Raw genomic sequence first — 19,351 nt, 5'->3', positions numbered from 1 at the left:
GCACCGCGCGAGGAGACGACATGGGCGACTACCCCCACCTGCTGGAACCGCTGGACCTGGGCTTCACCACCCTGGCCAACCGCGTGGTCATGGGCTCCATGCACCTGGGCCTGGAGGAGGCGCCGGGCGGCTTCGAGCGGATGGCCGCCTTCTACGCCGAGCGCGCCCGGGGCGGCGTCGGCCTCATCGTCACCGGCGGCATCGCCCCCAACCCCGAGGGCGCCACCTACAGGGGCGCCGCGAAGATGACCACCGAGGCGGAGGCCGAGGAGCACCGCGTGGTCACCGGGGCCGTGCACCGCGAGGGCGGGCGCATCGCCATGCAGATCCTGCACACCGGCCGCTACGCCTTCAACGAGGACGCGGTCGCGCCGAGCGCGATCCAGGCCCCCATCAGCGCCTTCACGCCCCGGGCGCTCACCGGTGACGAGGTCGAGCGCACCATCGAGGACTTCGCCCGCGCCGCCGAACTGGCCAGGCACGCCGGATACGACGGCGTGGAGGTCATGGGATCCGAGGGGTACCTGATCAACCAGTTCGTCGCCCAGGCCACCAACAGGCGCGAGGACGGCTGGGGCGGCTCCTTCGAGAACCGCATGCGCTTCCCCGTGGAGATCGTGCGGCGCGTGCGCGAGCGCGTCGGCGCCGACTTCATCGTGGTCTACCGGCTGTCCATGCTCGACCTGGTGCCCGGCGGCTCCACGTTCGACGAGGTGGTCCGGCTGGCGAAGGCCGTGGAGGAGGCCGGGGCGACCATCATCAACACCGGCATCGGCTGGCACGAGGCGCGCATCCCCACCATCGCCACGTCCGTGCCGCGCGGCGCCTACAGCTGGGTGACCCGCCGGCTCCGCGGCGAGGTGTCCGTGCCGCTCGTCGCGGTCAACCGCATCAACACCCCCGAGGTCGCCGAGGCGGTCCTGGCCGGAGGCGACGCCGACATGGTCTCCATGGCCCGTCCCTTCCTGGCCGACCCCGACTTCGTCGCCAAGGCCGCGGCGGGCACCCCCGAGCGGATCAACACCTGCATCGGCTGCAACCAGGCCTGCCTGGACCACACGTTCAGCCTGAGGACCAGCTCCTGCCTGGTGAACCCGCGCGCCTGCCACGAGACCGAACTCGTGCTCTCCCCCACCCGCCTGCGCAGGAGGGTGGCCGTCGTGGGCGCCGGACCCGCCGGGCTCGCCTTCTCCGTGTCCGCCGCCGAGCGCGGACACGAGGTCACGCTGTTCGACGCGGCCGGGGAGATCGGCGGCCAGCTGAACCTGGCCCGCCGCGTGCCCGGCAAGCAGGAGTTCGACGAGACCCTGCGCTACTACCGCGTCCAGCTCGACAGGCACGGGGTGGACGTGCGGCTGGACACCCGGGCGGGGGCCGCCGACCTGGAGGGCTACGACGAGGTCGTGCTCGCCACGGGCGTCACTCCGCGCGTGCCGGGGATCCCGGGCGTGGACCACCCCAAGGTGGTGGGCTACGTGGACGTCCTGCGCGGAGACGCCGAGGTCGGTGAGCGCGTGGCGGTCATCGGCGCGGGGGGCATCGGCTTCGACGTGGCCGCCTTCCTCACCGACGGCGGGGGCGTCGTCGACACCGGGGAGTTCCTGCGCAGGTGGGGCGTGGACACCGACCCCGCCTCCCGCGGCGGTCTCGGCGAACCCGAGCGCCCGGCGTCACCGCGCACCGTGCACCTGGTCCAGCGCAGGACCGGCAAGGTCGGCGCGGGCCTGGGGAAGACCACGGGGTGGATCCACCGGCTGGAACTGCGCCACCGCGGCGTGGAGATGGTCGCGGGGGCCGAGTACGACCGGATCGACGACGAGGGCCTGCACCTGACCGTCGACGGGGAGAAGCGCGTGCTCGACGTGGACACCGTCGTGGTGTGCGCGGGCCAGGAGCCGCGCCGGGACCTCGCCGACGAGCTGACCGCCGCGGGCCGCGCGGTCCACCTGATCGGCGGCGCCGACGAGGCGGCCGAACTCGACGCCAAGCGGGCGATCGACCAGGGCACCCGCCTGGCCGCCGCGCTGTGACCCCTGCCCCGGTCTGCCCGGTCGCCGCCACGCGGAAGGCCGGGCGGAGCGGGGAGGCGTGGGGGCCGGGCCGGACGGGGAAAGCCGGGTTCAAGGATTCGCGCTACTCCGTGCCCCGTGAGTGACACGCGCGTACCCCGGGTAGCCGCACCACCATGAGAATCGGTGAACGCATCCGCAGGATCGAACGCGACGAGCAGCTCGACCCGGCGGTCTCCAGCATGAAGAGCCTGGCCGAACGGATCCCGTCCGGCACCGTCCGCGACATGCTGCACGGGGTGCAGCTCGGGCATCCCGTCCATCCGATCCTGGTGCAGCTGCCCATCGGCACGTGGATGGCGGCCGTCCTGCTGGACTCGTTGCCCGGAGACCACCGCCGCAGCGCGCACGCGCTGGTCAACGCCGGGCTGGTCACGACCCTGCCCGCGGTGGTGAGCGGCCTGGCGGACTGGTCGCAGCAGCACGAGCGCCAGCAGCGCGTGGGCGTGGTGCACGCGGCGACCAACGGCGTCGGCACCCTGCTGTTCGGTGCCTCCTCGCTGGCCCGGGCCCGCGGCCGCCAGGGCTGGGGGAGGTTCCTGGCCCTGGTCGGCGTGGGCGTGGTCGGCCTGAGCGGTTCCCTGGGCGGACACATGGCCTACTACCGGTCGGCGGGCGCCAACAGCGCCGACCACCTGGTCGACCTGCTGCCCGAGGGCTGGCACGACCTCGGTCCGCTGGACGGGTTCGACGACGGCGGGCTCGGCGGGGGCGACGTGGCGGGCGTCCCGGTCCTGGTGGCGCGGACGGGCGGCTCCGTGACCGCGATGCTGGGCACGTGCCCCCACATGGGCGCGCCCCTGGCCGAGGGCGAGCGGGTGGACGGGTGCGTGCGCTGTCCCTGGCACGGCAGCGAGTTCCGCCTGGACGACGGGACGGTGGTCCACGGACCCGCGACCGCCCCGCCGCAGGTCCTGGAGGCGTCGGTCGTGGAGGGCAGGGTGATGGTCCGCCTCCCCGAGTCCGCCGCGTGAGGGAACGCGGCTCCCTCGGCGCTGCCTAGAATGCGCCCATGTCCCTGCCCCACGCCATCCTGACCGCCCTGTTGGAGAAGCCCTCGTCCGGCCTGGAGCTGGCCCGGCGCTTCGACCGCTCGATCGGGTACTTCTGGTCGGCCACCCACCAGCAGATCTACCGGGAGCTGGGCAAGCTGGAGCGGGCGGCGCTGATCCGGGCGCTGGAGGCGGACGCGCCGACCCGCGGACGGCGCAAGGAGTACGAGGTGCTGCCCGCGGGACGGGAGGAGCTGGAGCGCTGGGTGGACGTGCGCGAGGATCCCAGGGCCTCCCGCGACCCGCTGCCGCTGCGGCTGCGCGCCGCCGGGGTGGTGGGCGTGCGCGGCCTGGTGCCGGAACTGCGCCGCCACCGTGACCTGCACCTGATGCGGTTGGAGGAGTACCGCGGGTTCGAGCGGCGCGACTACCCGGACGGGCCCGCCACCGAACGGGAGCGGGTCCAGCGCCTGGTGCTGCTCGGCGGCATCGACGTGGAGGCCGGATGGGTGTCGTGGCTGACCCGCGCCGTCGAGGAGCTGGAGGGTGCCGGGGAGGGCTCCCCGGGCGCCTGACCGCGTCGGCCCGAGCGCGCCCCGGCCCCGGCCCCGGACGGCGTTCCCGCGGGATCCGGGCTCCTGACCGCGTCGTCCCGATCGGCACCGGACTCCCCCGGACGGACCCGCGGGACGCCCCGCGGGGTCCTCAGTCCCAGTCCGCCCCGGCCTCCGACAGGTTCTCGGGCAGACGCAGTCCGGGGCGCAGCGGAACCAGCTGGGTCTGCAGGACCATGGCCGCCGCGCCGATGGCGGGCGCGGTCGCGGCCGACGTGGACATGCGCACCTCGACCGGGTGCGCGGCGCGGGCGAAGAAGGCCCGGTCCAGCTCCTCCTGGATGACGGGCAGGTAGACCGACCCCGCCACGGCCAGGCTCGAACCGGTCAGCACCAGCAGGTCCAGGTCCATCAGGTTGGCCAGCGTGCGGACCGCCACGGCCAGGTGGCGAGCGGAGCGGTCCAGCAGGGCGCGGGCGGTGGGCTGCCCCCGGCGGGCCGCGCGGACCACGGCGGTGAACTCGGCGGCCACCGACGGCCAGGCCCGGCCGCCCTCCCGCGTGAGGTCGGCGGTGCGGGCGAGGGCCTCGTCGGCCCGGGCGGCCGCCACGACGGCGGCCGGACCGGCGACCACCTCGGCGCAACCGCGTCCGCCGCACCAGCACAGCGGCCCGTCCGCGTCCAGGCACACGTGCCCGATCTCCCCGGCGTTGCCGCTGGCCCCGTGGTAGGGGATGCCGTTGACCAGAACCCCGGCGCCGACTCCGGTGCCCATGTACACGGCGGCGAAGATGGACGACCCGCCGACCACGCCGGACCAGTACTCGCCGAGGGCGGCGGCGGTCGCGTCGTTGCCGGGGACCACGGGCAGGCCGACCGCGCCCTCCAGCTCCCCGGCCACGGGGTAGTCGGCCCAGCGCCACAGGGAGGGATGCCGGTGGAGCCCGCCGGTCGGGGCGACCAGCCCGACGCCGAGCACCCGCTCGCGTTCCACTCCGGCGCCCTCCACCAGGGCGTCCACCTGCCGGGACATCCTGGAGGTGGTCTCGGCGGGGTCCTCGTCCCGGTTCACCCCGGCGCGGGTCATCCGGGAGACCACGGCGCCGGTGAGGTCGATGAGGGCGTAGGTGATGCCGACCGGGTCGATGTGGACGCCCACGGCGTAGCGCGACTCCCGGTTGAGCCGGAGCAGGACGCGCGGCTTGCCGCCGGTGGACTCGGCGCGCCCGGTCTCCAGGACCAGGCCGTCGTCGATGAGCCTGCGGACGACGGTGGAGATGGTGGCACCGGTGAACCCGGTGGCCTCGACCAGCCCCACGCGGCTGATCGTGCCCGCGGCGCGGATGACGTCGAGGACCGCCGCCCTGCTCGTCGTGTGCGGAATCGCCCGTGACGGCCCGCCCAATGCCACCTCCACCACCTCGGCGGCCGGTCTCCGGCCGCGGTTCCGCGCTGTCCCCCACACGCCCCCGAGGCGCCGCGCCCGGGCGAGGACCGCCCGGGGCCACGACCGCCGGGGACGATCACGCCGACGGCGTCGCGCCCACACGCGGTGACCGCCCCTCCGCGTCCGGCGGGCAGGCGTGGGCCAAGTGTCGCGCTCGCTCGCGGGTACGGCAACCCGGTCACTCCCGGGTCGCGCGCACCAGGACCAGCCGTTCCGGGAAGAGCACCGGCGCCTGGAGGCCCGCCCCCGCCAGCGCCCCGCCCCTGACACGGACGCCCTCGGGGGTCCACCAGGGCAGCGGCACCCCCCACCGGTGGGCGTTGCCGTCGGGCACGTCCCCGGGCGCCTGCGGACGGATCCGGTAGACCGCCTCGGGGTGCAGTCCCGGCAGCCGGACGGGCCCGGTCGGGTACAGCTCCGAGGTGCCCGTGGCGACGATCGCGTAGAGCGCCTCGGACCGGTCCTCGGCGACCACCCCGTGCACCCGGACCGCCGGGTCCGGATGGTCGCCGTGCACGGCGGTCCCCGTGTGCAGCAGTCCGCGCAGCTCCTTGTACAGCTCCACCCACTCCCGCAGGCGCGCCAGGTCGGCGGGGTCGGCGCGGGTGAGGTCCCACTCGATCCCGAAGTGCCCGAACAGGGCGGTCCCGGCCCGGAAGTCGACGGTGTGGCGGCGGTCGGTGGTGTGCGCGGTGCCCGCCCCCACGTGGGTGCCCATCAGCTCCAGCGGGACGAGCGCGTTGGTCCACCGCTGGATGTCCTGCCGTTCCAGGGCGTCGATGCAGTCGGAGACCCACACGCGGTCGGTGCGCTCCAGCACGCCCAGGTCCACCCGCCCGCCGCCGGACGAGCAGGACTCGATCTCCACCCCCGGGTGGCGGCGGCGCAGCTCGTCCATCAGCCGGTACACCGCCAGGGTCTGGCCGTGGACCCCGGCCCGCCCGGTCGGCCGGTGCCCGGCGTCGACCAGGTCCCGGTTGTGGTCCCACTTGAGGTAGGTGATCGGATAGGCGGACAGCAGGTCGTCCAGGCGCTCCAGGACGTACGCGAAGGCCTCCGGGCGGGCCAGGTCGAGCACCTGCTGGGAGCGCGCCGGGCGGGGCAGCCGGTCGCCCGCGGCCATGATCCAGTCCGGGTGCGCGCGGGCCAGGTCGGAGTCCTCGTTGACCATCTCCGGTTCCACCCACAGTCCGAACTGCATGCCCAGCCCGGTGACGTGGTCGGTGAGCGGGCCCAGGCCGTCCGGCCACACCTCGTCGGAGACGTACCAGTCGCCGAGGCCGCGCCGGTCGTCGCGGCGCGAGCCGAACCAGCCGTCGTCGAGTACGAACCGCTCGGCGCCCACGCGGGCGGCGGAGTCGGCCAGCTCGCGCAGCCGGTCGAGGTCGTGGTCGAAGTACACGGCCTCCCAGGTGTTGACGACCACCGGACGCGGGGTGGAGGGGTGGCGCGGGCGCGAGCGCAGGTACCGGTGGAAGCGGGCGGAGACCTCGTCCAGCCCGTGCCCGTGCGAGCCGTACTGCCACGGGGTGGTGTAGGACTCCCCCTCGGCCAGCACGACCTCGCCGGAGAGCAGCAGCTCGCCCGAGCCCAGCAGGGACACCGCGTGGTAGGTGCGCTCGGCGAAGGTGCGGTGGTTGCCCGACCAGGCCGTGTGCACGGCCCACACCTCGCCGGAGCGGTTGCCGAAGCCGTGCGTCCCCGCGGCCAGCAGGTGGGCCGCGTCGTAGCCGGTGCGCCCGGTGCGGTTCTCGCGCACCCGCAGGCCCTGGGTGAAGGCGGTCCGCTGCGGGCTGCGCTCGCGCATGTGGCGGCCGCCGAAGTCGAGCAGCTCGACCGCCTCGGCCGGAACGGGGAGGACGAGGTTGACGGCGTCCACGGCGAAGGGGGCGGCGTCCCCGTTGGTGACGGTGGCGCGCTGGCGGACCAGGCCCGAGGGCGTGAGCTCGACCACGAGGTCCAGACCGAGCCCGGCCCGGGCGTCCTCGGCGCGGACGGTCAGGCGTCCGCCCGCCGGGGAGCCGTGCTCCACCGCGGACTCGCGCACGCGGAACGCGGTGGAGAAGTCGGCGCCGCCCCGGTTGCCGACGAGGCCTGGGGTGCCGAGCCAGCCGGCGGACTGCTCGGGGAGCACGGCCACCTCCACCGGCCCGTCCACGGAGAACCCGATGGGCTGGGGGCTCAGCGCCAGGCGCAGGTCGTCCAGCTCCTCGCGGGAGAGGTCGCCCAGGTCGGAGCCCCAGTGCAGAACCCGGGGCAGGGTCTCGCCGGTCAGGTCCAGCAGGAGGCTCACCCCGGCGGCGCGCAGGTGGGGGAGGTCGGAGCCGCCGGAGAGGGGGCGGTGCGATGCCACGGTCGCCACGTCCTTCGTGGTCGGGGAACAGGGTTGACTTACTTTGTTCGGAAAAGTAAGAATCCCCGAGGTGGCCGGTTCGCGCAAGAGGGGCCGGCACCCGACGACGACCGCGACACCCCACGGAGCGTGCTCCCCGGACACGCACCGAGCGGTCCCCGACCCCGAAGCCCCGAGAGGCACAGATGATCCGTCACACCCTTCACGACGGCTGGCGGCTGTCCGCCACGAGCGGGCCCGTCCCGGAGAACGTCGCGGGCCGCACCGTCCCCGCCCAGGTCCCGGGGAGCACCCACCTGGACCTGCTGGCCGCCGGGCTGATCCCCGAGCCCTACCTGGACACCAACGAGACCGAACTGGCCTGGATGCACCGCGCCGGCTGGCGCTACTCCCTCACCTTCGAGGCCGACGCGCCCGCCCCCGACGAGCGCGTCGACCTGGCCTTCGACGGCCTGGACACGGTGGCCACCGTGGAGCTCAACGGCACCGTGCTCGGCACCACCGCCAACATGCACCGCGGGTACCGCTTCGACGTGCGCGACGCGCTGCGCGCCGGGGCCAACGAGCTCGTGGTCTCCTTCCGGTCCGCCCTGGAGTACGCCGAGGAGGTCCGCGAGGAACTCGGCGAGCGGCCGCACACCAACACCCACCCGTACAACATGGTCCGCAAGATGGCCTGCTCCTTCGGCTGGGACTGGGGGCCCGACCTCCAGACCGCCGGGATCTGGAAGCCCGTGCGCCTGGAGCGGTGGCGGACCGCACGCCTGTCCCAGGTGCGCCCGCTGGTCACCGTCGGCGAGGACGGCACCGGCCGGGTGGAGGTGCACGCCGACGTCGAGTGGTCCGGGAGTGCTCCCGCCTCCGGCCTGGTCCTGGCCGCCGAGGTCGCCGGTGTGCGGGCCACCGCCACCGTGGCGCCCGGCGCGGACGCCGGAGTCGTCGTGGTCGAGGTGCCCGACGCCCGCCTGTGGTGGCCGGTCGGCCACGGCGACCAGCCCCTGTACGACCTGTCCGTCGCCCTGACCGCGGACGGGGAGACCGAGCCGCTGGGCTCCGAGAACCGCCGCGTGGGGTTCCGCACCATCACCGTGGACACCGCGCCCGACGAGCACGGCACCCCCTTCACCGTCGTGGTCAACGGCAAGCCGATCTTCGTCAAGGGCGCCAACTGGATCCCCGACGACCACTTCCTCACCCGGATCACGCGCGAGCGCCTGGCCCGGCGCGTGGACCAGACCGTCAGCGCGCACATGAACATGCTGCGCGTGTGGGGCGGCGGCATCTACGAGAGCGAGGACTTCTACGACGTCTGCGACGAGCGCGGCGTCCTCGTGTGGCAGGACTTCCTCCTGGCCTGCGCCGCCTACGCCGAGGAGGAGCCGCTGTGGAGTGAGTTCGAGGCCGAGGCCCGGGAGAACGTCGCGCGCCTGACCTCGCACGCCTCGCTGGCCCTGTGGAACGGAGGCAACGAGAACCTCTGGGGCTTCATGGACTGGGGCTGGCAGGAGCGGCTCGGGGACCGGACCTGGGGTTACGGCTACTACACCGACCTCTTCCCCCGCGTCGTGGCCGAGCTCGACCCCACTCGCTTCTACGCCGACGGCAGCCCCTACACCCCGGGGTTCACCCCGAAGGAGGTCCACCCCAACGACGAGGCGCACGGCACCCGCCACGAGTGGACCGTGTGGAACCAGACCGACTACCGGGCCTACCAGGACCACGTGCCCCGGTTCTGCTCCGAGTTCGGCTTCCAGGGGCCGCCCACCTGGGCCACCCTCACCGACTGGGTGCACGACGAGCCGCTCACGCCCACCTCGCCCGCCTTCCTGCTGCACCAGAAGGCCGAGGACGGCAACGGCAAGCTCGCCCGGGGCCTGTCGGCCCACCTGCCCACGCCGAGGAACTTCGAGGACTGGCACTGGGCCACCCAGCTCAACCAGGCCCGCGCGGTGGCGTTCGGCATCGAGCACTACCGGTCCTGGTGGCCGCGCACCGCGGGCGCCCTGGTCTGGCAGATCAACGACTGCTGGCCGGTCACCTCCTGGGCCGCCGTGGACGGCGAGGAGCGCCCCAAGCCGCTCTGGTACGGGCTGCGCCGCGCCTACGCGCCGCGCCTGCTCACCGTCCAGCCCCGGGACGGGCGGCTCGTGCTGGTGGCCGTCAACGACACCGACGAGGCATGGTCGGAGCCGGTCAGCGCGGAGCGCCGGACCTTCGGGGGCGAGGTGCTGCACACCGCTAGGATCGAGCTGGCCGTGCCGCCCCGGTCCGCGGCGGAGTTCGACCTGGCGCGTGAGCTGCTCGCGGCCGGGAACACGAAGGAGGAGGTGCTCGTGGCCACGACCCGCGACGCCCGCCTCGTGCGGCCCTTCCGCGAGGACGTCCACCTGTCCTACGACCCCGACGCGCTGACCGCCACCGCCGCGCCCGTGGAGGGCGGCTACCGGGTGGAGGTGCGCGCCTCGTCCTTCGCCAGGGACGTCTCCCTGATGGCTGACCGGCTGGCCCCCGACGCCGAGGTGGACGACATGCTCGTGGACCTGCTGGCCGGGGAGACGCACAGCTTCCTGGTGCGCACGGACGCGAAGGTGGACCCGGCGGCGCTGACCGCCGCCCCCGTCCTGCGCTCGGCCAACTCCCTGCACGCGCGGCGGGTGTGATGGACGGGTCCGGGACCGGAGGCGCGGTCGGGCTGGTCCTGGCCAGGCCGCGCCGCCTGCTGAGCGCTGAGCCCTTCTTCATGGAGTTCATCGCCGGGATCGAGGAGCGGATGGCCGAGCGCGACATGTCGGTCCTGCTGCACCTGGTGACCGACCGGGAGGCCGAGCTGGCCGCCTACCGCCGGTGGGCGGAGCGGCGGCTGGTGGACGCGGTCGTGGTGGTCAACCCGACCGAGGGGGACGAGCGCCCCGCCGCGCTGCGCGAGCTGGGCCTGCCCGCCGTGGTCGCGGGCAGCCCCGTCCCGGACCCCGCCACGCCCACCGTCCTGACCGACCACGTGTCCCCGGTCCGGACGGCGCTGGAACGCCTGCTGGAGCTGGGCCACCGGCGCGTCGCCCGGGTGACCGGGCCAGTGGAGCTGCTGCACACACGTGCCCGCACGGAGGCCCTCGTGGAGGGCTGCCGGGCGGCCGGGGTGCCCGACCCGGTGGTCCTGGAGGGCGACTACTCCTACGAGGCGGGCGCCCGGCTCACCGGCGGGCTGCTCGAGAGGGAGGACCCCCCGACGGCGGTCCTGTACGACAACGACGTGATGGCGGTGGCCGGACTGGACGCCGCCCGCGGCCTGGGCGTGCGGGTCCCCGAGCAGCTGAGCCTGGTGGCCTGGGACGACTCGACCATGTGCCGCCTGGCCACGCCCGCGCTCACCACCATGAGCGTGGACGTGTACCGGTACGGGGTCGCGGTCGCGGAGTCGGCCCTGGAGTGCGCCGACGGAACGCCCGTCGCGGAGCGGTGGTCACCGGCGGCGCACTTCGTGTCCCGGGGCAGCACCGGCCCGGCTCCCGCCGGGGAGTAGCCGCACCGGCAGGGCGCCATGGCGCCCTGCCGGTCTATCGGCTTGTCGGTCTGTCGACGGGACGACCTGTCGACAGGCCGACATGTCGTTCCGGGGCCGCCCCCGGCTGCCGGACCGCGCTCCGGCTGGCGGGGCCGGGCCCCGGGAACGCGAAAGGCCGGTTGCTCCGCGCCGCGCACACCGTGCGTCGGCTCGGACCAACCGGCCCTCGCTACCTCTACCGGTCCCGCGTTCACCTGGGCGAACGTGGACCTCGTGCGGTGGAGGAGGGATTTGAACCCTCGAAGGGTTGCCCCTTACCCGCTTTCGAGGCGGGCGCCATCGGCCACTAGGCGACTCCACCGCGAGCCACTCTACCGGATACGGCGCCGTGCGAAAAACCGGCTCAGGAGATCGGAACACCTGTCCGCGAGCTCCCGCGGAACCAGGTCCGGCGGGACGACCTCCGGGCGGTGGTTGAGGCGGGGGTCGCGGACCGCGTCCCACACCGACCCGACCGCGCCCGCCTTGGTGTCCCGCGCGCCGTAGACCAGCCGGTCCACGCGGGAGAGCACCGTCGCGCCCGCGCACATCGTGCAGGGTTCGAGGGTGACCACCAGGGTGCAGCCGCCCAGCCGCCACTCGCCGCGCGCGCGTGCGGCGGCCCGCAGCGCCAGCACCTCGGCGTGGGCGGTGGGGTCCCCGGTGGCCTCGCGCTCGTTGCGCCCGGTTCCCAGGACGGCGCCGTCCGCGTCCAGCACGACCGCGCCCACCGGCACGTCGCCCGTCTCCAGAGCGGCCTCGCCCTCGGCGATCGCCGAGCGCAGCGCGGCGTCGAGGACGTCCCGTCCGATCACAGCCTCATACCGTCGAGGATCTCGGCGAAGCCCGCGCGCTCGGCCACCACGGCGAGGACGTCGCTGGGCAGGACCCCGCCGCCGACCGACAGGGAGCGCAGCTCCTCCTCGGTCAGGCCCAGGTCGGTGAGCAGGTCGCCGTCGCCGTCGGGCCGCGGGTCGGGCCGGGCCCCGGCGCTCTCGGAGGGCGGCGGCGCGCCCAGTCCCCCGGCCTCGGAGAGTATCGAGGCCAGCGGGTGGTCGTGCACCACCCGCGCGTCGGAGAGGTACACGCGCGGCTCCCCGCCGTCGTCATCGGCGCGCACGATGGCGAACCACTCGTCGTCGGCCTCCACGAGCAGGATCGAGACCCCGCTCCCCCGGTCGGTCGCGAAGTCGAGCATCAGTTCGGTGACGTCGTCGATGACGTCCACGTCCCCGAGTTCGACCTCGGTTCCCCGCCACGTCCTCCCGTTGGGAGCGAAGACCGCTGCGAAGGTCGACACCGCGTGCTCTCCTGTCCGCCCGGATGCTCTTCTCCAGCAGGTCCTTACCCCATACCGTCCAGTACACGCTGGAAGGACTGGGCGAATCCCAGTCGTTCGGACACGCTGGCCAGCACCTCGTCGGGATACAGGTCCAGATCTCCCGCCAGGGCGCCCAGCTCCATCTCGTCCAGGCCGAGGTCGGCCACGATGGACAGGTCGCCCGCGGGCAGCACCTGGTCGAGGTCGTCGTCGTCCGGCTGGTCGATGTCCAGGTAGTCCAGGACGTCCCGGGCCACCTGCCAGTCCACGGAGGCGGTCACGTCGGAGAGGAAGAGGGAGACGTCCTCACCGTAGACCCGCACGATGACGAAGAAGTCGTCGCCGACCGAGACCAGCCCGAGGGAGCCGCTGATGCTCGGCTGCTGGCGCAGGGCATGGATCAGCCCCTTGAGGTCGTGCGTCAGGGTCACGGGGAGCAGGTCGACGTCCCAGTACTCCTCTTCCCTGTACGCGATGGCCGCGAAGTCGCCCGAGTCGTCGTCACCATGATCGAGCACTGTCATCGTCACCCCAACCCGGCCGGTGTATCGGTGCGGACGAAGGAATCCCGGATCGCCCGTGCGAGTGACATGGTAACGATCACTCCGGTGCCACCGCCCCCCTTGGTCCGCGTCATTCCGGACCACGCTCTCATGAGAACCGGATCCCCGCTGCCCCTCCACCGCACCCGCGCCCCCCGAACGGCCCCGGTCGCCCGGCCGCGCCGGTCCGGAGCGGGTGCCGCGCGGCCCGCGGCGCCTCCGGTCCGGTGGACGCGCGCGGTTAGACTCGGGCAGGCCTCCTCCCCAGCCACCGTCTTGTTGTCCCAGCTCAACCGGAGAACGCTTTGGAAACCCTGGTCGTCGACCACCCCCTGGTCGCGCACAAACTGACCACCCTGCGCGACGTGGGGACCGACTCCCCGACCTTCCGGCGCCTGACCGACGAGTTGGTGACCCTGCTCGCCTACGAGGCGACCCGGGACGTCCGAGTGACGGACGTCACCATCCGGACCCCGCTCGTGGAGACCACCGGAACGCAGCTGACACGTCCCACCCCGCTCGTGGTGCCGATCCTGCGCGCGGGCCTGGGCATGCTCGACGGGATGACCCGTCTGCTGCCCACCGCCGAGGTCGGCTTCCTGGGGATGGCCCGCGACGAGGACACCCTCCAGCCCGCCACCTACGCCGACCGGCTGCCGCAGGACCTGTCCGGCCGCCAGTGCTACGTGCTGGACCCGATGCTGGCCACCGGCGGCACCCTCGCCGCCGCGCTCAAGCTCCTGGTGGAGCGGGGCGCCGACCACATCACCGCGATCTGCCTGCTCGCCGCCCCCGAGGGCCTGACCGCGGTGGAGCACAGGCTCACCGAGGACCTGGACCCCGACCACGGCGCGACCCTGCGCGTGGTGACGGCAGCGGTGGACGAGCGGCTGAACGAGCAGGGCTTCATCCTTCCGGGCCTGGGCGACGCGGGCGACCGCCTCTACGGCTGCGCCTGAGACCCGCCGTCCCCGTCCCCAGCGCCCGCCGGATCACGGTTGGGCGCTTTTTCGGTTCTTTTTGCAACCGAAGGAATGAACGTCCGAAAATCGGGCATGCCTGCTGCCGACCGCCTCGTCCGCCCAGGTGGGCACGGCGAGTCGGCGCAAGCGCCGACACGGCTTCGCATTAGCCGAATTCATTTCGAGACGGGAATGTAACAGAGAGGAGCGATGATGGTTCCCGCCCGCCCGTAAGCGGAGACCAGCCGGACCGAAACACCCCTCACCCCCGCCCTCTCTCATCAGCCCGCTGACACCGCGCGCCCGTGCCTCCTCCGGCGCGACGCTTCGTCCACCCTCCAGCGGCTACCGAAAGACCCCGAAAGAACACGCAGAGCGACCCCCGTAGCCCCCAAGGAGTGAGATGAACGAGAACCCCTCCACCTCGACCGCCCGCGACTCTCGCTTCGAACCGGTGCGGAGCCGGTTGGCCGACGAGTTCTCCGAGGTGCACCACACCTCCACCATCACCCGGTGCGTGGACGCGGCGCGGCACGGCGCCGAGGACGTGACCGGCAAGGCCACCCCCGACCTCGTGGAACGGATCGCCCGACAGCACCTCCAGGTGCTCGCGCTGGCCTTCGCCGAACAGGCCTAGCGGTTCCGAGCAGGCCCGTCCGGGATTTTCGGCCTGTCCGTACTCGGGTGACCTGCACAGGGGGCGATGAATTACCCTCTTATATCCAGCGATGTCCTTAATGTCATAGTCCTCGATGGACCTGAACCACATTCCGGACCACCAATCACTGGGTTAACAACACCACCGGAACCGGACACAGCCCGCATGCGAGGAAGGTCCGACATACCGCCACGCCGAGGGTGCGCCCCAGGCTTTACGGGCATGATGGTCAGTGCGACAATCACTGCTGGGTTGGTGGGTCAGGTGGATTCCAAGAGGAGTCAGTCGTGGCGAAGTTGAAAAAATGGGGCGGCTACGCGCTCATCGCTTTCGTGGCGTTCTATCTGTTCACACAGCCAGAAAGCGCTGCCGGGGTCATCGAGAGTGCTCTGGGCGGTCTGATGGGGGGCGCGGAGTCGATGTCCCGTTTCGTCAACGCGCTCCTGTAACCGGAACGGTCGGGTGGCATGCGGCTCGTAGCGTCGAGTAACAGCGCTCCTGCGTCGGTCAACCGCTATCTCCTGCCGCACGAGCAGGACGTGGTGACCATCCGTCGGCACCCCGCGGTGCTGATCGGTCCGGTCGGGGCGGTCCTCGGCGCGTTGATCCTCGCCGGGATCCTCAGCAACACCTCCATCGCCGCCAGCGCCGCGACGCTGGCGATCATCTGGTGGGTGTGGCTGCTGGTGTTGGTGTGGTTCGTGTGGCGGGTCGCGGAGTGGTCGGTGGACTACTTCGTCATCACCTCCGCACGGCTCCTGCTGACCACCGGCCTGATCATCCGGCAGGTGAACATGATGCCGCTGGGCAAGGTCACCGACATGAGGTTCGAGCGGACCCTGCTGGGCCGCTTCCTCGGCTACGGAACCTTCGTGATGGAGTCGGCCGGTCAGGACCAGGCCCTGAGCCGGATCGACTTCATCCCCTACCCGGAGCAGCTCTACCTGGAGGTCGTGGGGCTCATCTTCAAGGAGTGAGCGCCGCACCCCGAAACCGTAGGACCACGGAGCACCCGCCGGGACGGCGGGTGCTCCTGCCGTGTTCCGGGCAGGTGGGGGGGAGGGTCCCGGTGAGCCGTGGCCGTCGTACACGGCCGGGCGTCCTTCCGGCGGATGGGGCGAGCACGGTGCCGAGCCCGCGGCGGGCGGGCCACCGCGCGGGACCACGGCGCGCCCCGGGTCGAGCACCCTCCTTCGCGCTTCGTTCACCTTCCGTTCATCTTGCCCCGAAGTGACACACCTCTTCCCCCGACGCAGGTCAGCGGATCGCCACGTACGGCACCCACCACATCACGCATAGAACGTTCCGACCTGGGCAGTTCTACGAACAGGCCCCACACGGAGGTCGAAACCCCCGATGGACCAAGCCTCGCAGCCCGCCGAATTGACTCGAAGGTGAACGTAGGGTTAACTTGGGACATCTGAAACGGAAACGAGGAGGGTCCCATGGCGCGCAGGACGGACCGTGCACCCCACCCCACTCGGTTCTCGACGACCCGTCGGCGCATCCGCTTCTCGGCTGGGACCAGCCGCCTCTCCGGTCTTGCGACCGAGCCGGTCAACGTCCCACAGCCCCGCGAGGACGCCGACGCGACGACGTCGGGACACCCGATCATGCACTGGGTGCTGGTCACCGACGAGAACGGTCGGAGCCGCCCCGAGGTCCGCTGGCTCTAGTCAGCGGCTGCCGCGAAGGCCTCCCCTGCCCGGTTCTCCGGGCAGGGGAGGCCTTCGCCGTCGGCCCCAGGGGCCGACCGGGCCCGTCCGTCCGGACGGGCCCGGCGCACGGGCGCACAGACGAACCGAAGTGAGCGGAGGGGCCGCCCCGCGGGGCGGCCCCTCGTCGTGTGCGGAACCTCCGCACCGCGCCTCACCGCGGCGCCCTCCGGTCGCCATGCCTCTTTGTCGACAAATCGGCTTGACCATAAAGAGTGATGCGGCTAGCCCTTACAGGGCTTCCGCCACCCGGCATCCAGTGATGTCCGTCTCACGGGAGCCCGCTTGACGCCTTAAGAAACGAGACGTATCGTCTTCCCCATGAGGCTGATCTTCCTGTAGTCCCGCGTCCGACGCCCGAGCCACCACCGCCAGCGCCCCGTGCTGCGCGGCGGTATCACCCACGCTCCCCGGCGTCGCCGTACCGCGGTCGACCACGGAAGGCCTCACCGTTCCCCTCCCCGGACACGCGCCACCGCCGCGTCCTGTCCGAAACCCGGAACGCCAGCGCCCCACCGTCGATCCGCGGCTCCTTCCCCAGCCACACCGCAGATCAGGAGGCGCGCATGCTCACCGCCCGAGTACGAGCACAGTCCCAGCTCACCCTCAACGACATCACCCACCGCTACGGCGACCACACCGTGCTCGACCGTGTCACCCTCACCATCAGTCCCGGCGAGCGCGTCGGGATCATCGGCGACAACGGCTCGGGCAAGAGCACGCTGCTGCGCCTGCTCGCCGGGGAGGAGGAACCCTCCAACGGCGAACTCACGGTCCGGGCTCCGGGAGGAGTGGGCTACCTGCCGCAGACCCTGGAGGCGGTGGGGGTCTCCACCGGCACCGTCGGCGACGCGATCGACTCCGCCCTGGCCGTCCTGCGCGACATGGAGGCGCGCCTGCGTGCGGCGGAGAGCACGCTCGGCTCCGCCACCCCCGGGGAGCTGGACGCCTACGGCGACCTGCTCGCACGGTTCGAGGCGCGCGGCGGCTACGACGCCGACGCGCGCGTCGACGCCGGGCTGCACGGGCTGGGCCTTCCCGGCCTGGACCGGCGCCGCCCGCTGAGCACCCTCTCCGGAGGGGAGCGCTCGCGCCTGGCCCTGGCCGCGATGCTGGCGGCCTCGCCCGAGCTGCTCCTGCTGGACGAGCCCACCAACGACCTGGACGACCGCGCGGTCGCCTGGTTGGAGGAGCGGCTCCGCCGCCACCGGGGCACGGTCGTGGCCGTCACCCACGACCGCGCGTTCCTGGCCAACGTGACCGACACCGTCCTGGAGGTCGACCACGACCTGCGCCGGATCAACCGGTACGGCAACGGCTACGACGGGTTCCTGGCCGCCAAGGCCTCGGCCAGGGCCCGGTGGATCCGCGAGTACGAGGAGTGGAAGGCCGACCTGGCCAGGCAGCGCAGGCTGGCCGAGAACAGTATCGCGGCCCTGCAAGCCATCCCGCGCAAGATGGAGAAGGCCGCGTTCGGCCACGGGGCGTTCAAGATGCGGGGGGCCGCGCACGGTTCCATGGGCCGCGTCCGCAACGCCAAGGAGAGGGTGGAGAGGCTGACCGACAACCCGGTGGCGCCGCCGCCGGTACCGCTGCGGATGACCGCCGGGTTCACCGGGACCCCTGCCGGGGAGAGCACTGCCCGGGAGAGCGCTCCGACCGCATCACTGGAGGGGGTCCGGGTGGACCACCGCCTGGAGGTGCCCTGTCTGGACCTGGCCCCGGGTGAGCGCGTGCTGGTCACCGGGCCGAACGGGGCGGGCAAGACCACCCTGCTCCGGATCCTGTCCGGGGACGCGGTCCCCGACGAGGGGCGGGTTTCGGTCCCCGGCCGGATCGGTTACCTGCGCCAGGAGGATGGCTCCTTCGCCGCGGGACAGACCGTGCTCGGCGCCTACGCCGCGGGGCGGCCCGGGTTCCCCGAGGACCACCGCGACGAGCTCGCCTCGCTCGGGCTGTTCCGACCCGGGGAGCTGGACCAGCCGGTGGCGTCCCTGTCGGTGGGCCAGCGCCGGAGGATCGAGGTCGCCCGTCTGACGTCGGGGGCCCACGACCTGCTGCTGCTGGACGAGCCGACCAACCACCTCTCCCCCGGTCTCGTGGAGGACCTGGAGGAGGCGCTGACGCGCTACGAGGGCACGCTGGTGGTCGTCACCCACGACCGCAGGACCCGGCAGCGCTTCACCGGCCGACGCCTGGAACTACGGGAGGGGATCGTGGTCAGCGACACCGCGTGAAGGGGACGTAGCGCTTTGTCGACAAATCGGCTTGTCCATAAAACGCTATTACGACTAGCCGATATCCGGGGCCCGCTGCGCGGCGGGCCCCGACCACCATTCTCGTGGCCCGGCGGGGCCTCCGCGTAGGCTGTCCCCATGCTCGACGGGACGGCCTCGGCACACCTGGTGAAGCTCGTGCGCGACACCGCGCTGACCTCCGGGGTACCCGGAGAACTCGTGGCGAGGATACCCGGCACGGAGTACCCCGTCGACGACCGCGTCCGCCTCCCCCTGGCCGGGCTGGGCCGCCTGTGGACGCTGCTCGCCCACACCCTGCCCGAGGGCACCGCCGGGCTGCGCGTCGCCGACTCCGCTCCCCTTGGCACGATGCCCGCCTGGGACTACCTGCTCGTCAACGGCGCCACCCTGGCCGACGCCCTCGTCCGGAGCACGCCCTACCACCGGGTCGTCACCGCCTCCGAGGAACGCTACGAGGTCCGCGACCTCGGAAGCTCCGTGGAGGTGGGCTACCGCACCAGCGTCGAGGACTCCCGCGCCTCCGCCGCCGTCCACGAATACGTCCTCGCCTACTACCTGCGCAGGGCCCGGGAGGCCACCCGCAGGGAGGTCGTGCCCTCCCTCGTCAGGTTCAGCCACCCCGCGCCGCCGTCCACCGGACCGCTGCGCCGGGCCTTCGGCACCGACCGCCTGGAGTTCGGCGCCGGTGCCAACACCGTCGCCTTCCGGGCCGAGGACGCCCGCGCGCCCCTGCCCGGAGGCGACCCGCGCGTGGCCGACCTGCTGCGCGACCACGCCGGAATGCTGCTGGAGAACGCGCGCCCGGTGCCCGGATGGCACGATCTGTTCCGCTCCGCGCTGGAGGCCGAACTCGACCTGGGCGCGCCCGCCCTGGACTCGGTCGCCGCGCGCCTGGCCACGAGCCCCCGCACCCTCCGGCACTGACGTCGACGCGGCGGC

17 protein-coding genes and 1 tRNA gene are annotated in these 19,351 nt (G+C 72.9%); 12 read left to right on the top strand and 6 right to left on the bottom strand.

The window, feature by feature from the left end:
- Positions 1-20: 20 nt before the first annotated feature.
- The 3 genes from FYW99_RS05625 (at position 21) to FYW99_RS05615 (ending at position 3,636) form a co-directional block, all read left to right on the top strand.
- Positions 21-2,030 carry an NADPH-dependent 2,4-dienoyl-CoA reductase gene (locus tag FYW99_RS05625; RefSeq protein ID WP_150250910.1) on the top strand — a complete coding sequence of 670 codons (2,010 nt, stop codon included), beginning with the start codon at positions 21-23 and terminating at the stop codon, positions 2,028-2,030.
- A 155-nt stretch (positions 2,031-2,185) separates the two neighbouring features.
- Positions 2,186-3,043, top strand: a complete 858-nt coding sequence (locus tag FYW99_RS05620) for a Rieske (2Fe-2S) protein (protein ID WP_150250909.1) — start codon at positions 2,186-2,188, stop codon at positions 3,041-3,043.
- A gap of 38 nt (positions 3,044-3,081) precedes the next feature.
- A complete protein-coding gene (locus tag FYW99_RS05615) occupies positions 3,082-3,636 on the top strand; it encodes a PadR family transcriptional regulator (RefSeq protein WP_150250908.1) in 555 nt (184 codons plus the stop codon).
- Positions 3,637-3,766: 130 nt separating this feature from the next.
- Here FYW99_RS05615 and FYW99_RS05610 read toward each other — a convergent pair whose 3' ends face one another.
- The gene (locus FYW99_RS05610) at positions 3,767-5,026 is read right to left on the bottom strand and encodes an ROK family transcriptional regulator (RefSeq protein WP_223838767.1); all 1,260 of its coding nucleotides are present in this window, start codon (positions 5,024-5,026) and stop codon (positions 3,767-3,769) included.
- 214 nt (positions 5,027-5,240) lie between these two features.
- The gene (locus tag FYW99_RS05605) at positions 5,241-7,424 is read right to left on the bottom strand and encodes an alpha-galactosidase (protein WP_150250907.1); all 2,184 of its coding nucleotides are present in this window, start codon (positions 7,422-7,424) and stop codon (positions 5,241-5,243) included.
- A 176-nt stretch (positions 7,425-7,600) separates the two neighbouring features.
- Here FYW99_RS05605 and FYW99_RS05600 point away from each other — a divergent pair, with 176 nt between their 5' ends.
- A complete protein-coding gene (locus FYW99_RS05600) occupies positions 7,601-10,075 on the top strand; it encodes a glycoside hydrolase family 2 protein (protein ID WP_150250906.1) in 2,475 nt (824 codons plus the stop codon).
- Positions 10,075-10,935 (top strand): LacI family DNA-binding transcriptional regulator, encoded by an 861-nt coding sequence (locus FYW99_RS05595; protein WP_150250905.1) that lies wholly within the window; start codon positions 10,075-10,077, stop codon positions 10,933-10,935. The genes FYW99_RS05600 and FYW99_RS05595 overlap by 1 nt, the downstream gene beginning before the upstream one ends.
- 258 nt (positions 10,936-11,193) lie before the next feature.
- Here FYW99_RS05595 and FYW99_RS05590 read toward each other — a convergent pair.
- The 4 genes from FYW99_RS05590 to FYW99_RS05575 all read right to left on the bottom strand — a co-directional run bounded on the left by FYW99_RS05590 (position 11,194) and on the right by FYW99_RS05575 (position 12,801).
- Positions 11,194-11,278 (bottom strand) — tRNA-Ser (locus tag FYW99_RS05590).
- A 10-nt stretch (positions 11,279-11,288) separates the two neighbouring features.
- Positions 11,289-11,771 (bottom strand): nucleoside deaminase, encoded by a 483-nt coding sequence (locus FYW99_RS05585; RefSeq protein ID WP_150250904.1) that lies wholly within the window; start codon positions 11,769-11,771, stop codon positions 11,289-11,291.
- Positions 11,768-12,256 carry a tRNA adenosine deaminase-associated protein gene (locus FYW99_RS05580; protein WP_150250903.1) on the bottom strand — a complete coding sequence of 163 codons (489 nt, stop codon included), beginning with the start codon at positions 12,254-12,256 and terminating at the stop codon, positions 11,768-11,770. The genes FYW99_RS05585 and FYW99_RS05580 overlap by 4 nt, the downstream gene beginning before the upstream one ends.
- A 44-nt stretch (positions 12,257-12,300) precedes the next feature.
- The gene (locus tag FYW99_RS05575) at positions 12,301-12,801 is read right to left on the bottom strand and encodes a tRNA adenosine deaminase-associated protein (protein WP_043705448.1); all 501 of its coding nucleotides are present in this window, start codon (positions 12,799-12,801) and stop codon (positions 12,301-12,303) included.
- 323 nt (positions 12,802-13,124) lie between these two features.
- On the opposite strand from FYW99_RS05575, the gene upp reads away from it, so the two are divergent.
- The 7 genes from upp to FYW99_RS05545 all read left to right on the top strand — a co-directional run bounded on the left by upp (position 13,125) and on the right by FYW99_RS05545 (position 19,336).
- Positions 13,125-13,778, top strand: coding sequence for a uracil phosphoribosyltransferase (upp, locus tag FYW99_RS05570; RefSeq protein WP_017562890.1), 654 nt, complete (start codon positions 13,125-13,127; stop codon positions 13,776-13,778).
- A 406-nt stretch (positions 13,779-14,184) separates the two neighbouring features.
- A complete protein-coding gene (locus FYW99_RS05565) occupies positions 14,185-14,418 on the top strand; it encodes a hypothetical protein (protein WP_150250902.1) in 234 nt (77 codons plus the stop codon).
- A 308-nt stretch (positions 14,419-14,726) separates the two neighbouring features.
- Positions 14,727-14,888 (top strand): hypothetical protein, encoded by a 162-nt coding sequence (locus FYW99_RS31675; RefSeq protein WP_013155824.1) that lies wholly within the window; start codon positions 14,727-14,729, stop codon positions 14,886-14,888.
- 18 nt (positions 14,889-14,906) lie between these two features.
- Positions 14,907-15,416, top strand: a complete 510-nt coding sequence (locus tag FYW99_RS05560; RefSeq protein ID WP_150250901.1) for a PH domain-containing protein — start codon at positions 14,907-14,909, stop codon at positions 15,414-15,416.
- A 468-nt stretch (positions 15,417-15,884) separates the two neighbouring features.
- Positions 15,885-16,115, top strand: coding sequence for a hypothetical protein (locus FYW99_RS05555; RefSeq protein ID WP_150250900.1), 231 nt, complete (start codon positions 15,885-15,887; stop codon positions 16,113-16,115).
- Between the two features lie 605 nt (positions 16,116-16,720).
- Entirely contained in the window at positions 16,721-18,391 is a 1,671-nt protein-coding gene (locus FYW99_RS05550; RefSeq protein WP_150250899.1) for a TlrC/CarA/OleB/SrmB family ABC-F type ribosomal protection protein, read from the top strand.
- A gap of 138 nt (positions 18,392-18,529) precedes the next feature.
- On the top strand, positions 18,530-19,336 hold the full coding sequence (locus FYW99_RS05545; protein WP_223838765.1) for an AraC family transcriptional regulator ligand-binding domain-containing protein: 807 nt from the start codon (positions 18,530-18,532) through the stop codon (positions 19,334-19,336).
- The last annotated feature ends 15 nt before the right edge of the window (positions 19,337-19,351 follow it).

The sequence above is a fragment of the Nocardiopsis deserti genome, from assembly GCF_008638355.1.
GTDB classification, from domain to species: Bacteria; Actinomycetota; Actinomycetes; order Streptosporangiales; family Streptosporangiaceae; genus Nocardiopsis; species Nocardiopsis alborubida.
The sequence above is the reverse complement of the archived record's forward strand: the minus strand, read 5'-3'. Positions and strand labels throughout refer to the sequence as shown.